The organism is Methylobacterium sp. 4-46 (assembly GCF_000019365.1).
In the GTDB taxonomy this organism is placed as follows: Bacteria; Pseudomonadota; Alphaproteobacteria; order Rhizobiales; family Beijerinckiaceae; genus Methylobacterium.
Genome location: NC_010511.1, coordinates 2,185,588 through 2,200,409, shown reverse-complemented (window position 1 = coordinate 2,200,409; position 14,822 = coordinate 2,185,588). Strand labels below are relative to the sequence as shown.

General features: G+C 72.3%; 15 protein-coding genes and 1 pseudogene. 9 read left to right on the top strand and 7 right to left on the bottom strand.

Features of this window, described 5'->3' with window-relative positions; translation table 11 throughout:
• Positions 1-4: 4 nt before the first annotated feature.
• The 8 genes from M446_RS09315 (at position 5) to glpK (ending at position 7,345) form a co-directional block, all read left to right on the top strand.
• The gene (locus M446_RS09315) at positions 5-1,087 is read left to right on the top strand and encodes an ABC transporter ATP-binding protein (protein ID WP_012331847.1); all 1,083 of its coding nucleotides are present in this window, start codon (positions 5-7) and stop codon (positions 1,085-1,087) included.
• Positions 1,088-1,124: 37 nt separating this feature from the next.
• Complete coding sequence (locus M446_RS09310; protein WP_012331846.1) at positions 1,125-2,084, top strand: carbohydrate ABC transporter permease; 960 nt, start codon at positions 1,125-1,127, stop codon at positions 2,082-2,084.
• On the top strand, positions 2,084-2,881 hold the full coding sequence (locus tag M446_RS09305) for a carbohydrate ABC transporter permease (RefSeq protein ID WP_012331845.1): 798 nt from the start codon (positions 2,084-2,086) through the stop codon (positions 2,879-2,881). Before M446_RS09310 ends, M446_RS09305 begins: the two co-directional genes overlap by 1 nt.
• Positions 2,882-2,892: 11 nt before the next feature.
• Positions 2,893-3,174 (top strand): DUF2160 domain-containing protein, encoded by a 282-nt coding sequence (locus tag M446_RS09300; RefSeq protein ID WP_012331844.1) that lies wholly within the window; start codon positions 2,893-2,895, stop codon positions 3,172-3,174.
• 101 nt (positions 3,175-3,275) lie between these two features.
• Positions 3,276-5,042, top strand: coding sequence for an ABC transporter substrate-binding protein (locus M446_RS09295; RefSeq protein ID WP_012331843.1), 1,767 nt, complete (start codon positions 3,276-3,278; stop codon positions 5,040-5,042).
• A gap of 84 nt (positions 5,043-5,126) precedes the next feature.
• Complete coding sequence (locus M446_RS09290) at positions 5,127-5,381, top strand: type II toxin-antitoxin system Phd/YefM family antitoxin (protein WP_012331842.1); 255 nt, start codon at positions 5,127-5,129, stop codon at positions 5,379-5,381.
• 40 nt (positions 5,382-5,421) lie between these two features.
• The gene (locus M446_RS09285; RefSeq protein ID WP_012331841.1) at positions 5,422-5,811 is read left to right on the top strand and encodes a type II toxin-antitoxin system VapC family toxin; all 390 of its coding nucleotides are present in this window, start codon (positions 5,422-5,424) and stop codon (positions 5,809-5,811) included.
• Positions 5,812-5,821: 10 nt separating this feature from the next.
• Positions 5,822-7,345, top strand: coding sequence for a glycerol kinase GlpK (glpK, locus tag M446_RS09280; protein WP_012331840.1), 1,524 nt, complete (start codon positions 5,822-5,824; stop codon positions 7,343-7,345).
• Positions 7,346-7,385: 40 nt separating this feature from the next.
• On the opposite strand, the gene M446_RS09275 is transcribed toward glpK, so the two are convergent.
• From M446_RS09275 to M446_RS09245, 7 genes and pseudogenes are all read right to left on the bottom strand, one after another.
• A complete protein-coding gene (locus M446_RS09275; RefSeq protein WP_012331839.1) occupies positions 7,386-8,315 on the bottom strand; it encodes a pirin family protein in 930 nt (309 codons plus the stop codon).
• Between the two features lie 284 nt (positions 8,316-8,599).
• Entirely contained in the window at positions 8,600-8,896 is a 297-nt protein-coding gene (locus tag M446_RS09270; RefSeq protein WP_012331838.1) for a YciI family protein, read from the bottom strand.
• A 120-nt stretch (positions 8,897-9,016) separates the two neighbouring features.
• On the bottom strand, positions 9,017-9,889 hold the full coding sequence (locus M446_RS09265) for an NAD(P)-dependent oxidoreductase (protein WP_012331837.1): 873 nt from the start codon (positions 9,887-9,889) through the stop codon (positions 9,017-9,019).
• Between the two features lie 14 nt (positions 9,890-9,903).
• Positions 9,904-11,187, bottom strand: coding sequence for an MFS transporter (locus M446_RS09260; RefSeq protein WP_012331836.1), 1,284 nt, complete (start codon positions 11,185-11,187; stop codon positions 9,904-9,906).
• 90 nt (positions 11,188-11,277) lie between these two features.
• Positions 11,278-12,154: pseudogene (locus M446_RS09255) on the bottom strand (intradiol ring-cleavage dioxygenase).
• A gap of 197 nt (positions 12,155-12,351) precedes the next feature.
• Positions 12,352-13,419 carry a maleylacetate reductase gene (locus tag M446_RS09250; protein ID WP_012331835.1) on the bottom strand — a complete coding sequence of 356 codons (1,068 nt, stop codon included), beginning with the start codon at positions 13,417-13,419 and terminating at the stop codon, positions 12,352-12,354.
• A gap of 4 nt (positions 13,420-13,423) precedes the next feature.
• Positions 13,424-13,729, bottom strand: a complete 306-nt coding sequence (locus M446_RS09245; RefSeq protein WP_012331834.1) for a Dabb family protein — start codon at positions 13,727-13,729, stop codon at positions 13,424-13,426.
• Between the two features lie 145 nt (positions 13,730-13,874).
• On the opposite strand from M446_RS09245, the gene M446_RS09240 reads away from it, so the two are divergent.
• A complete protein-coding gene (locus M446_RS09240) occupies positions 13,875-14,798 on the top strand; it encodes a LysR family transcriptional regulator (protein WP_012331833.1) in 924 nt (307 codons plus the stop codon).
• The last annotated feature ends 24 nt before the right edge of the window (positions 14,799-14,822 follow it).

The following is a 14,822-nucleotide window of genomic DNA, read 5'->3' as shown; positions in this document are numbered from 1 at the left end:
GGCCATGGCCCGCATCACCCTCGACCACCTCGCCCATTCCTACCGGCCGCACCCCGCCGGGCCGCAGGATTACGCCCTGCGGGAAATCGATCACGTCTGGCGCCAGGGCGGGGCCTACGCGCTGCTCGGCCCCTCCGGCTGCGGCAAGACCACCCTGCTCAACATCATCTCGGGGCTGGTGGTGCCGACGCGCGGGCGCATCCGGTTCGACGACCGCGACGTGACCGCCCTGCCGACCGAGGCGCGCAACATCGCCCAGGTCTTCCAGTTCCCGGTCGTCTACGACACCATGACGGTGCGGGAGAACCTCGCCTTCCCGCTGCGCAACCGGCGGGTGCCGGCGGCCACGATCCGGGCCCGCGTCGAGGAGATCGCGCGCCTCCTGGACCTCGGCCGCCTCCTCGACCGCCGGGCGCAGAACCTGACGCCGGACCTCAAGCAGAAGATCTCCCTCGGGCGCGGCCTCGTGCGGCCCGACGTGGCGGCGATCCTGTTCGACGAGCCGCTCACCGTCATCGACCCGCACCTGAAATGGCGCCTGCGCTCGACGCTGAAGGAGCTGCACCGCAAGCTCGACCTGACGATGATCTACGTCACCCACGACCAGACCGAGGCGCTGACCTTCGCCGACACGGTCGTGGTGATGCATGACGGCGCCGTGGTCCAGACCGGCACGCCCGAGGAGCTGTTCGACCGCCCGGCCCACACCTTCGTCGGCCACTTCATCGGCTCGCCGGGCATGAACCTGCTGCCCGCGCGGGTCGAGGGCCGCACGGCGCTGGTCGAGGGCCACGCGATCCCGCTCGCCCGCGCCTATCCGCCCCTGCCGGGGGGCCGGATCGAGCTCGGGGTGCGGCCGGAATTCGCCGCGCTCACGGCCCGCGGCCCCGGCCTGCCGGTGCGGGTGAGGCGCGTCGACGATCTCGGCCGCCTCCGGCTCGCCCGGGTCGAACTCGCCGGCAGGCCCCTGGTGGCGACCCTGCGCGAGGGCGAGAGCCTGGACGGGGACGAGGCCGCGCTCAGCCTCGATCCGCGCCGGATCCACATCTACGCGGACGGGGCGCTGGTGCCCGGGGAGGCGGCGTGATGGCGCGGCGCGTCGGACGGCCGGGAGGGCCCCGCCCATGACCAAGACCGTCAACCAGAAGGCCTGGCTCCTCGTCCTGCCGGTCGTCCTCGTCGTCGCCTTCTCGGCGGTGCTGCCGTTGATCACCGTGGTGAACTACTCGGTCCAGGACACGTTCGGGAACAACCAGTTCTTCTGGAACGGGCTCGGCTGGTTCCAGGAGCTGCTCGACCCCTCGACCCAGTTCGGCGAGCGCTTCTTCGACGCGCTCTGGCGCAACCTGCTGTTCTCTGCCCTGGTGCTGCTGACCGAGGTGCCGCTCGGGATCGCGGTGGCGCTGGCCATGCCGCGGGAGGGCCGCGCCGTCGGCTTCTGCCTCGTGGTGATGGCGCTGCCGCTGCTGATCCCGTGGAACGTGGTCGGCACCATCTGGCAGGTCTTCGCGCGCGGCGATATCGGGCTCCTCGGCGCCGCCCTGACCCGGCTCGGCCTCGACTACAACTTCGTCGGCGACCCGCTGGCGGCCTGGGCCACCATCCTGGTCATGGATGTCTGGCACTGGACGAGCCTGGTGGCGCTCCTCTGCTACGCCGGCCTGAAGTCGATCCCGGACGCCTACTACCAGGCCGCCCGCATCGACGGGGCCTCGCGCCTCGCCGTGTTCCGCACCATCCAGCTGCCCAAGATGCGCCGCGTCCTGCTGATCGCCGTGCTGCTGCGCTTCATGGATTCCTTCATGATCTACACCGAGCCCTTCGTGCTCACCGGCGGCGGCCCCGGCAACGCTACCACCTTCCTGTCGATCGACCTCGTGAAGCTGGCGCTCGGGCAGTTCGACCTCGGCCGCGCCGCCGCGATGTCGCTCGTCTACAACCTCATCATCCTCAGCGTGTGCTGGGTCTTCTACACGGTGATGACCCAGGCCGGGACCGGCGCCGGGGCGGGCGCGGAGGACGAGCCAGCGGCCGCGACGATCCCGCCCGCCGCCCGCCTCGACCTCGACCGGAGGGCGGCCTGATGCGCGCGCGCACCCTCGTCATGGCGCTCTACCTCGTCTTCCTGGTGCTGCCGATCTACTGGCTCGTCAACATGAGCCTGAAGGCCAACACCGAGATCACCGGGGCCATGACGCTCTGGCCGCGCGAGATCACGTTCGACAACTACCGCAAGATCTTCACCGACCCGAGCTGGTACGGCGGCTACCTCAACTCGCTGTCCTACGTGGCGATCAACACGGTGCTGTCGCTCGGGCTGGCGCTGCCGGCGGCCTACGCCTTCTCGCGCTACAGCTTCCTCGGCGACAAGCACCTGTTCTTCTGGCTGCTCTCGAACCGGATGGCGCCGCCCGCGGTCTTCGCGCTGCCGTTCTTCAACCTGTACTCGGCGGTGGGCTTGTTCGATACGCCGTGGTCCGTGGCGCTCGCCCATTGCCTGTTCAATGTCCCCCTCGCGGTCTGGATCCTCGAAGGCTTCATGTCCGGCGTGCCGCGGGAGATCGACGAGACGGCGGCGATCGACGGCTACGCCTTCCCGCGCTTCTTCGTGCGGATCTTCATGCCGCTGATCGCCTCGGGCATCGGGGTGGCGGCGTTCTTCTGCTTCATGTTCTCCTGGGTCGAGCTGCTGCTCGCGCGCACGCTCACCTCGGTGAACGCCAAGCCGATCGCCGCCACCATGACCCGCACGGTCTCGGCGGCGGGCATGGATTGGGGGCTGCTGGCGGCGGCGGGCGTGCTCACCATCGTTCCGGGCGCGCTCGTGATCTGGTTCGTGCGCAACTACATCGCCAAGGGCTTCGCCCTCGGGCGGGTGTGAGGGGGACAGCGATGCCCGATCTCGCCTGGATGGCCTGGACCTGGGAGACCGCCGCCTTCTTCGCGGCGATCCTGTCCCTGCTCCTGGTCATGACGGTGCTGGCGATCCTGCGGCCCGAGACGCCGCGGGTCGGGATCCTGCGCATCCCGACCACCCGGGGCGACCGGCTGTTCCTGACGCTCCTCGGCGCCGCCTTCATCCACCTCGCCTGGCTCGGCCTCGTCGGTCCGAGCCTCGAATGGGCGCTCGGCCTCTCGCTCCTGTACGGCGCGGCGCTGTTCCGCTTCGCCTGAGGCCGCGCGCCGCCCACCCCACCGACGACCCGAGACCGCCGGGGCAACAACCTTGAGGCAGAGACTTCAAGGCAGAGACTTCAAGGGAGGAGAAGAAAGCCATGACACGCCACAGCCGCGCCCTGCTCCACGGTGCGAGCGCGCTCGCGCTCGGCGCCGCCCTCGCGCTCGGCCCCGCCGCCCCCGCGCGGGCCGGCATGGAGGAGGCCAGGCGCTGGGTCGAGACCGAGTTCCAGCCCTCGACGCTGTCCAAGGACGAGCAGCTCAAGGAGATGCAGTGGTTCGTCGACGCGGCGAAGCCCTTCGTCGGCCAGGAGATCAACGTCGTCTCCGAGACCCTCACCACGCACGAGTACGAGGCCAAGACCCTGGCCAAGGCCTTCACGGAGATCACCGGGATCAGGATCCGCCACGACGTCATCCAGGAGGGCGACGTCGTCGAAAAGATCCAGACGCAGATGCAGTCGGGCAAGAACATCTACGACGGCTGGATCAACGATTCCGACTTCATCGGCACCCACGCCCGCTACAACCAGACCGTCAACCTGACCGACTGGATGGCCGGCGCGGGCCGGGACGTCACCCTGCCGAGCCTCGACGTCGAGGATTTCATCGGCAAGTCGTTCGGCACCTGGACCGATGGCAAGCTGTTCCAGCTGCCCGACCAGCAATTCGCCAACCTGTACTGGTTCCGTTACGACTGGTTCCAGCGCCCCGACCTCAAGGAGAAGTTCAAGGCCAAGTACGGCTACGAACTCGGCGTGCCGGTGAACTGGTCGGCCTACGAGGACATCGCGGAATTCTTCACCAACGACGTGAAGGAGATCGATGGCCAGCGGGTCTACGGCCATATGGATTACGGCAAGAAGGACCCGTCGCTGGGCTGGCGGTTCACCGACGCGTGGCTCTCGATGGCCGGCAACGGCGACAAGGGCATCCCGAACGGCAAGCCGGTGGACGAGTGGGGCATCCGCCTCGACGGCTGCCGGCCGGTCGGCTCCTCGGTCGAGCGCGGCGGGGACACCAACGCCCCGGCCTCCGTCTACGCCGTGACCAAGTACGTCGAGTGGCTGAAGAAGTACGCGCCGCCGCAGGCCGCCGGCATGACCTTCTCGGAATCCGGGCCGGTGCCGGCGCAGGGCAACGTCGCCCAGCAGATCTTCTGGTACACCGCCTTCACGGCCGACATGGTCAAGCCCGGCCTGCCGGTGGTGAACCCGGACGGCTCGCCGAAATGGCGCGTCGCGCCCTCGCCGCACGGCGCCTACTGGAAGGAGGGCATGAAGCTCGGCTACCAGGATGCCGGCTCGGTCACGCTGCTCAACTCCACCCCGGTCGAGCGCCGCAAGGCCGCCTGGCTGTACCTCCAGTTCATCAACTCGAAATCGGTGAGCCTGAAGAAGAGCCACGTCGGCCTCACCTTCACGCGCGAGAGCGACATCTGGGACAAGTCCTTCACCGAGCGGGCGCCGAGGCTCGGCGGGCTGATCGAGTTCTACCGCTCGCCGGCCCGGGTGCAGTGGACGCCGACCGGCGTCAACGTGCCGGACTACCCGAAGCTGGCGCAGCTCTGGTGGCAGAACATCGGCGACGCCTCCTCGGGCGCCAAGACCCCGCAGGCGGCCATGGACGCGCTCGCGGCCGCCCAGGACGACGTGATGGCCCGGCTCGAACGCTCCAAGGTCCAGGGCGAGTGCGGGCCGAAGCTCAACCCCAAATCCTCGGCCGAGGAATGGTACAAGAGGGCCGAGACGAGCGGCACCATCGCGCCCCAGCGCAAGCTCTCCACCGAGAAGCCGAAGGGCGAGACGGTGGATTACGACACGCTGATCAAGAGCTGGCCGGCCTCGCCGCCGCGCCGCAGCTGACCGGGCGGGGCCGGGCGCGCCCGGCCCCTCGCTTCCCCGGCACCGACCGCCCCGGTAGGATCGGGCGGAACCAGGGAGACCCCCATGGCAACCTACACGGCCAAGGAAGCCGCCGCGCGCCTGCCCGAACTCCTGGACCGGGCGGCGGAGGGCGAGGAGGTGGTGATCACGCGGCCGGACGGCGAGCCCGTCCGCCTCGTGGCCGAGGATCAGGAGTTGGTCGCGCCGGGACCGGTCACCGAAGCCGAGATCGCGTGGTTGCGCGCGAACAGGGTGACGCTCGCGGAGCCGGTCGGCTTCACCGCCCGCGTCCGCGAAATGCGGGACGAAGACCCTTGAGCCGCGTCTACCTGGACCCAACCTCCTCCTTCCCCTATTCGTGGCGGAGGCGGAGAGTCTGCGCATTGAAGCGTGGCTCCGTGGCCCCGCGATCACGCCGGTCATCTCGGACCTCGTCGTCCTCGAATTCTCGGCGACGATGTCCAGGCTCGTTCGGGAGAGGCGTGCGTCGGCGGACGAGGCACGGACGGACGTGGAGCTGTTCGGTCGCTGGCGCAAGGCCCGGGGCCGCCCCCTCGTCGTCACGCGCCGGGCCTTCACGGTCGCCCGCGGCTTCGTCGAGCAGGCCTCCCTCGGCCTGCGCGGGCCCGACGCGCTCCACCTCGCCCTCGTCGAGGCGACCGGCCTGCCCCTCGCCACCTTCGACGTCCGGATGCGCGCGGCCGCCCTCGCCCTCGGCCTCGCGGTGACCGAGCCCCCTCCCCTCTGAGCCCCGAGCCATGGCGTCGCCCCCGCACTCTCCCCTCATCCTGGCCATCGACCAGGGCACCACCTCGACGCGGGCCCTGCTCTTCCGCGCCGACACGTCGGTGGCGGCCCTCGCCCAGGCCGAGTTCCCGCAGCACTTCCCGGCCTCGGGCTGGGTCGAGCACGAGCCGGACGACCTCTGGCGCACCACCCTCGCCACCTGCCGGGCCGCCCTGGAGAGGGCGGGGGCGCGGGCGGGCGACGTCGCGGCGATCGGCATCACCAACCAGCGCGAGACGACCCTGGTCTGGGACCGCCGCACCGGCGAGGCGGTGCACCGGGCGATCGTCTGGCAGGACCGGCGCACCGCCGGGCTCTGCGCCCGCCTCAGGGCGCAGGGCCACGAGCCCCTGGTCGCCGCGCGGACCGGCCTCATCCTCGATCCCTACTTCTCGGGCACCAAGATCGCCTGGATCCTCGACAACGTGCCGGGCGCGCGGGCCCGCGCGGAAGCGGGCGACCTCGCCTTCGGCACGGTCGACAGCTACCTGCTGTGGCGGCTCACCGGCGGGCGGCTCCACGTCACGGACGCCACCAACGCGGCGCGCACGCTCCTCTTCGACATCCACCGCGGCACCTGGGACGACGACCTCCTCGGCCTCCTCGGCATCCCCCGCGCCATGCTGCCGGAGGTGCGCGATTCCTCGGGCGATTTCGGCGCCACGGACCCGGACCTGTTCGGCGCCGCGATCCCGATCCGCGGCGTCGCCGGCGACCAGCAGGCCGCGACCGTGGGCCAGGCCTGCTTCCGGCCCGGCATGGTGAAATCGACCTACGGCACCGGCTGCTTCGCGCTCCTCAACACCGGCGCGCAGCCGGTCGCGTCGGGCAACAAGCTCCTCACCACCATCGCCTACCAGCTCGACGGCCGGCGCACCTACGCCCTCGAAGGCTCGATCTTCGTGGCCGGGGCGGCGGTGCAGTGGCTGCGCGACGGGCTCAAGGTCGTGGGCTCGGCGGCGGAGACCGGGGACCTCGCCGAGCGGGCCGATCCGGCCCAGGACGTGTACCTCGTGCCGGCCTTCGTGGGGCTCGGCGCGCCCTACTGGGAGCCGGACGTGCGCGGCGCCCTCTACGGCCTCACCCGCAACACCGGCCCGGCGGAACTCGCCCGCGCCGCCCTGGAGAGCGTCTGCTACCAGACCGCGGACCTGCTCGCGGCGATGCGGGCGGATTGGCCGGACGGGGACGGGCGCGCCACCGTGCTGCGGGTCGACGGCGGCATGGTCGCCTCGGACTGGACCATGCAGCGCCTCGCCGATCTCCTCGCCGCCCCGGTCGACCGGCCGGAGGTGAAGGAGACGACGGCGCTCGGCGCCGCCTACCTCGCCGGCCTCGCCTGCGGGCTCTACCCGGACCCGGAGCATTTCGCCGACCATTGGCGCCTGGAGCGCCGCTTCGCGCCGGCCATGGACGCGCCCGTGCGCGCGCGCAAGCTCGCCGGCTGGCGCAAGGCGGTGGGCTGCCTGCTCGGGCGGACCGAGCCGGTGCCGTGACGGCCCTGGAGGCGCGCCTCCAGGGCGCCGGGGCGCGCCTTCAGGGCGCGCGGGGCGCCTCGGGCAGGGAGATGAACTCGGTCTCGCCCGGCACGCTGTCGAAGCGGGCGGCGCGCCAATCGGCCTTGGCCTGCTCGATCCGCTCGGGCCGCGAGGAGACGAAGTTCCACCAGATGTGGCGCGGGCCGTCCATCGGCTCGCCGCCGAGCAGCATGAGGCGCGCGGCGGTGCTCGCCCGCACGGTGATGCGGTCCCCCGGCCGGAAGACCAGGAGCTGGCCCGGCCCGAACCCGTCGCCCGCGACCTCGATCGACCCGGACACCGTGTAGATCGCCCGCTCCTCGAAGGTCGGGTCGAGGGGCAGGCTCGCGCCGGGCTCCAGCTGCACGTCCGCGTAGACGAGGGGACTCGACGTGCGCACGGGCGAGCGGGCGCCGAGCGCCTCGCCGGCGATCACCCGCACGGTCTTGCCCTCGCCGGTGAGCACCGGCAGGTCGGCCGCGTCGTAATGCTCGAAGGCGGGGGCCGCCTCCTCGTCCCGGGCGGAGAGCGCCACCCAGCTCTGGATGCCGAAGAGCCGCGAGCCGGCGGCGCGCAGGTCCGGCGCCGTGCGCTCCGAGTGGGTGATGCCGCGCCCCGCCGTCATCCAGTTGAGCTCGCCCGGCCGGATCGGCAGGGCGGTGCCGAGGGAGTCGCGGTGCATGATCTCGCCGTCGAACAGGTAGGTGACGGTGGACAGGCCGATATGCGGGTGGGGCCGCACGTCCATGCCGGCGCCGAGCAGGAACTCGGCCGGGCCCATCTGGTCGAAGAAGATGAAGGGGCCGACCATCTGGCGCCGGGCCGAGGGCAGCGCCCGGCGCACCTCGAAGGAGCCGATGTCGCGGGCGCGCGGCACGATCAGGGTCTCGATCGCGTCGCAGGAGAAGCGGTCGCCCGGGACCGGATCCTCGGCGGAATGGAAGCTCATCGGCGCTCTCCTCGCTCGTGTCGTTGCCTCTGTGCGGGATCGGCGTCCCGCGTTGCAAGCGCCGCGGGCCGCGCCGCGGCCCGCGCTCCCCGGAGGCGCGGGTCGACCGGACGGCCTCGGGGGTCGCGCCGCCCGCGGAGACGGGGCGCGCGCGTCGGCGTCGAAGCGGCATCGCGACGGCAAGGGCGCACCCGACGAACATCCCGGCGGAGGCCGGCACGTCGCGGCAGAGCGAGCCGATGGTCCTGCTCCGCCGCCTGGTCGGGACCCGAGTCCCGCCGGCGTCAGGCCGGCAGGGCCGCCTGGCGCAGGCGGAAGCCCGTGATCGTCACCCGCTCCCAGATCCCCGCCTCCCTGAACGGGTCGGCGGCGTGGAAGGCCTCCACGGCGGCGCGGTCGGGCGCCTCGACCACGAACAGGCTGCCGATCATCGTCTCGCCGTCCTCCGCCAGGAGGGGTCCGGACACCACGATGCGCACCGGCAGCGTCCCGCCGAGATAGGTCTTGTGGGCCTCGTAATGGGCGAGGCGCCGCTCCAGGGCGCCCGCGTGGTCGAGGGCGTGGATCGCGTAGTGGGGCATGGTCGTCTCCCGGAGGGTCATACGATATCCGGCGGATTGCGTCGCCATGCGGATGTCGGCATCTCACGCGCCGCGCGGGCTTCTCATCCGCGGTCCGGACGTGATCGTCCGGACCGCGGATCAGTCGGGCTCGCCGAGGCCGGCGCCGCGCTCGGCGGCGAGCAGGGCGGCGAAGAAGTCGAGGTCCCGCAGGTCGGTCCCGGCCTGGGCCGCGTAGAGGTCGCGCACCAGGGCCGCCACCGGCATGGCGACGCCCACCGCTTCCCCGGCCGCCACGCCGAGGCTCATGTCCTTGAGCATCTGGGCGATCGAGAAGGCGGGCGAGAAGTCGCGCCGCCGCAGCGGGTCGAGCTTGTAGGCGACGAGCGGCGAGGCCGCGACCGAGCTGCCGAGCACCGCCAGGACCGTGTCCCAGGCGACCCCGCCCCGGCGCGCGAGCGTCAGCGCCTCGGCGGCGACCTGCGCGGTCGAGCCGACGAAGTGGTTGATGGCGAGCTTGAGGAAGCGCGCCTCCTCGCCGGGACCGACCGCGTGGATGGTCCGGGCGAATGTCGCGAGGAGGGGCCGGGCCCGCTCCAGGGCGGTCTCCGGCCCGGAGCAGAACAGGGTGAGGGTGGCGGCCTCGGCCGTCGCGGTCGAGCCCGAGACCGGCGCGGCGAGGTAGAGGATCCCTCCCGCCTCGGCGGCCTCGCGCAATGCCGCGCTCGTCTCCGGGGAGACGGTGCTGGTCTCGACCAGGACCCCGTCCGGGGCCATCCGGGCGAGGAGCCCCTCGGGCCCGAGGGCGACGGCCGCGAGGGCCGCGTCGTCGGGCAGGCTCGTGACCACGACGCCGCAGGCGGCGACGCCGGGCAGGTCCGCGGCCTCGGCGCCCGGGACCGCGGCGAGCCGGCCGGGATCCCGGTCGAAAGCCAGGACGGCGTGTCCCGCCGCCACGAGGTGGCGCGCCATGGGCGCGCCGAGTTTGCCGAGGCCGATCCAGCCGATCCGCATGGGTGAGCCTCCGATCAGGCGGTGAGGGCCTTGCCCTTGGTCTCGGGCAGGAGGAAGGCCGCGACCGCCATGGTGGCGTAGGCGGCGGCCGCGAACAGGCCGATCGCCTGCCCGAGCGGCATCGAGGCCGAGAGCAGCCCGACCAGGGTCGGGAAGATCGCCCCGATCGCCCGGCCGAAATTGTAGGCGAAGCCCTGGCCGACACCGCGCACCCGCGTCGGGAACTGCTCGGTGAAGAAGGCGCCCATGGCGCTGAACACGCCCGAGGCGAAGAAGCCGAGGGGGAAGCCCAGCACCAGCATGGCGGCATTGCCGAAGGGCACCATCGTGTAGGTCGTCACGATGACCCCCGCCCCGATGGCGAAGACCAGGAAGGTGGCGCGCCGGCCGATCCGGTCGGCGAGGTAGGCCCCCGACAGGTAGCCGCAGAAGGAGCCGACGATCAGCACCGCGAGGTAGCCGCCGGAATTCAGCACCGACAGGCCCCGCTCGGTGCGCAGGAAGGTCGGCAGCCAGGTCGTGACCGCGAAGTAGCCGCCCTGGGCCCCGGTGCCCATCAGGGCGCCCAGGACCGTGATGCGCAGGAGCGGCGGCCGGAAGATCTCGAAGAAGGACGGCTTGTCGCCGGTCTCGGCGATCTTCGCCTGCGATTCCCGGTAGACGTCCGGCTCCTCGACGTAGCGGCGCAGCACGAAGACGAGGAGCGCCGGGGCGATGCCGACGAAGAACAGGGCGCGCCACGCCGTCTCGGGCGGCATCAGCGAGAAGAACAGGGTGTAGAGCAGCGCAGCCGCGCCCCAGCCGAGCGCCCAGCCCGACTGCATGGTGCCCAGCGCCTTGCCGCGATGCTCGGGCCGGATCGTCTCGCCGAGCAGCACCGCGCCCGCCGCCCACTCGCCGCCGAAGCCGAGGCCCATCAGCGCGCGGGCCGCGAAGAGCTGCTCGAAGCTCTGCGCGAGGCCCGACAGGAAGGTGAAGCCGGCGAACCACAGGATGGCGATCTGCAGGGTGTGCACCCGCCCCCAGCGATCCGCCAGGAAGCCCGCGAGCCAGCCGCCGATGGCGGAGGTCAGCAGGGCGGCGGTGCCGAGCGCCCCGGCCTCGGCCCGGGTCACGCCCCAGGTGGCGATCAGCGTCGGGATGACGAAGCTGTAGAGCTGGACGTCCATGGCGTCGAGCGCCCAGCCGCCCACGCAGGCGCCGAGCGCCCGCTTCTCCTTGGTCCCGAGTTCGGAGATCCAGGTGCCCCGGCCCGCGGCCGGGACGGCGCCGACGGCGCCGGTCGTTGCCTCGCTCATGGTGGTGACCTCCCGTGGTGCTTGCCGTGATGCTTGCCGTGATGCTTGCCGTGATGCTTGCGTGGTGCGGGTGCCCCGTGGACCGGGGTCTCAGTCCCGCGTGCGGACCGGTTTGAGCCCGAAATCGTAGGCGAGGTGCCGGAACGGCCGCTCCATGCGCCGCCCGTCCGGGGCGGGGCCGGCCGGGTGCGCGGCGAATTCGGCGATCAGGGAATTCTTGACCCCGAAGACGGCGTCGGAGTCGAGCCAGGGGCTGTCGGCCGCGAAGACGTGGGTGATCAGCGTCTCGTGGCCCTCGGCCGCGATCATGAAGTGGACGTGGGCCGGCCGGTTCGGGGTGACGGGCCGCGGCCTTCAGCATGTCGCCGACCGGCCCGTCATCCGGGATCGGGTACCAGGCCGGCATGATGGTCCAGAAGTGGAACCGCCCCTCCGCGTCGGTGCGGAAGCGGGCGCGGCCGGCGAGCCCGCCGAGCGCGTCGAGCTGCTGCACGTCGTAGGCGCCGTCCTCGTCCGCGTGCCAGACATCGACCGTGGCCCCGGCGAGCATGCCTCCGCCCGCCGAGGCGACCGAGCCGGTGACGAGGAGGGGCGTGCCCTCGAGCAGCCCGGCGATGTCGGCGCCGTTGGGGAGTTCGGGGGCCTCCTTCACGTAGAAGGGGCCGAGCACCGTCGTCTCGGTGGCGCCCTCCGGCATCCGGTGGTTGATCGCGTCCACCAGCATCGAGACGCCGAGCGTGTCGGACAGCAGGATGAATTCCTGCCGGTGCGCGTCGCACATCTGGCCGGTGCGGGTCAGGAAGGCGATCGCCTGCTGCCACTCCGCGAAGCTGAGGTCGACGTCGCGCACGAAGTCGTGCAGGTGCCGCACGAGGCTGGTCATCACCTGCCTCAGGCGCGGATCGGGCGTGTCGGCGAAGCGGTCGATCACCGCCCGGGTGATGGTGAACTCGTCGAAGTCGCGCATCGGCCTGTCCCTCGTCTCGGTTCCTCCGGCGGCGCCGCGCCTGACCGGCCCCCGCGGCGCCTCGCCATCGCGGGGCCGCGCCCGCGCCGCGTCCGGTCCGCGATGCCAAGCGGAACGGCGCGGGGCAATTTTGCCTGGACGCCTCGTTCTCGCATCATGTTCGCCGCCGGACCGGTGACCCCTTCGGCAAAGGATGCTCAGGCGGCGCCCGCGGGCCTGCGACCGTGATAGGCGTCCTCGAGGAGGCGCCGGATCGGGGCGCGCTCCACCGGCCGCGGATTCCAGGAGGAGCCCGCCGCCGCGAGATCGGCGGCGCGGTCGAGTCCCTCCGCCGGCATGCCGAGAGCCGCGAGCCCGGTCGGCGCCCCGAGCGAGGCCGCGAGGTCGAACAGGCCCCGCGCCGCCTCCGGCGCATCGAGGGCCCGGGCGACCCGCGCCATCGCGTCGGGCGCCGCCGCCGCGTTGTAGGCGACGGCGTGGGGCAGCACGACCGTGTGGGTCTCGGCATGGGGCAGGTCGAAGGAGCCGCCGAGCACGTGGCAGAGCTTGTGGTGCAGCGCCATGCCGACCGCGCCGAGGCAGGTGCCGGCGAGCCACGCCCCGTAGAGCGCGTCCGCGCGGGCGGCGCGGTCCCCCGGATCGCGCAGGATCGCCGGCAGGGCCCCGGCGAGCGCCCGGATCGCCTCCTCGGCCATGAGCGAGACGATCGGGTTGCGGTCCCGCGCGTAGAGCGCCTCGACGGCGTGGGCGATCGCGTTCATGCCCGAGGTCGCGCTGAGCCCGACCGGAAGCCCGAGGGTGAGATCGACGTCGTAGATCACGGTCTCGGGCAGGATCCGGTCCGAGCGCTGCGTCGTCTTCACGCCGTCGCGGGTCTCGCCGAGGATCGGCGTCATCTCGGAGCCCGCGTAGGTCGTCGGCACGATGATCTGGTCGAGGTCGGTGCGCAGCGCGATCGCCTTGGCGAGGCCGGTCGTCGAGCCGCCGCCGAGCGCCACCACGCAATCCGCGTCGAGCCTCCGCAGCTCGGCCAGCGCCGCCTCGGTCACGGCGACCGGCGTGTGCATCGCGGCCGCGGCGATCACGCCCGCGGCCCGGGCCCCGAGCCGGGCGGCGAGCGCCTCGGCCCGGGCGCGCTGGCGGGGAGTCGCGACCACCACCGCCCGGGAGCGGCCGAGCCGCTCGATCTCCCCCGGCAGCTCCGCCAGGGTCCCGTGGCCGAAGACCACGCGGGTCGGGATGCCGCCGAACCGGAACGGGTCCATGGGCTCACCCTCCCACCGCGTAGTCGACTTGGTGGCGGCTGATCCGCAGGCCCTGCAGCTCGGCCCGCACCCGGCCGTGCTCGGGATGGTCGCGGTAGAGGTCGAGGGCCGCCTGCGTGTCGAACTCGCTGTAGAGGACGACGTCGCAGGCTTCCGCGACGCGGCTCCGATCGACCCCGACCTCCAGGTGCCGGAGGCCGGGGATGCGGCCCCGCAGCCCCTCGAAGGCCGCGCGGATCCGCTGGGCATTGCCGGCCTGCTCGGCCGCGGAGGTCCCGGCAACCCGCCACATGACGATGTGCTTGATCATCGCGCTCCTCCCCGAGCCGGCGGTTCCGGCACGCCTTCCTTCGCGAGCCGGTGGTCCCGGCACGCCTTGCCGGCATGTTTAAGTTTTTCGGAAACGCGCGATAAGATGGGCCGAACGTGAATCAGTTTTGCGGCAGGCGAGAAACGTGGACCGGCTCGGCCAGCTCGAACTCCTCGTGGCGATCGCCGAAGCCGGGACGATCAGCGGCGCCGCGCAGGCGCGCGGCCTCTCGGTCGCGGCGGCGAGCCGGACGCTCGCGGCGCTGGAGGAGCGGCTCGGCGTGCTGCTGGTGCGGCGCAACACCCGCACCCTCTCGCTCACCGACGAGGGCGGGAAGTTCCTGGCCCGCGCCCGCGGCATCCTCGCGGACGTCGCCGACAGCGAGGCCGAGGTCACCGGGGCGGCGCTCGATCCGAGCGGGCTCCTGCGGGTCAGCGCCTCGCTCTCCTTCGGGCTGCTGCACATCGCGCCGCTCCTGCCCGCCTACCACGCCCGCTATCCGAACGTGCGCGTGCACGTCGAAATCTCCAACCGCTACGTGGACCTGATCGATGCCGGGATCGACGTCGCCATCCGCACCCGCGAGTTCGAGCCGGACCGGGCCATCACGATCCGCCGCCTCGCCGAGACCCGCCGCATCCTGACGGGGGCGCCGTCCTACCTCGCCCGGGCGGGCTGTCCGGCCCACCCGCGCGACCTCGCGCGCCACGCCCTGCTGATCTACGTCTACGCCAACAATCCGAACGAGCTGACCTTCACCCGCGGCGAGGAGACCGTGCGGGTGCCGGCCCACGGCCTGCTCGAATCGAACGACGGCCAGATCCTGCGCGCCGCCGCCCTCAACGGGCTCGGCCTCCTGGTCCAGCCCACCTACATCGTGCACGACGACGTCGCGGCGGGACGCCTCGTGCCCGTGCTCGATGCCTGGGACCTGCCGCGCCTGCGGATCAACTTCGCCTATCCGACGCGCAAGCACCTCTCGGCCAAGGTGCGCTCCTTCATCGCGTTCATGACCGCGCATTTCGAGGCGCACGACTTCTCCCGCAAGTGGACCGGCCGGGCGGGATAGAGCCTTGTCCGACGACGGGGATGC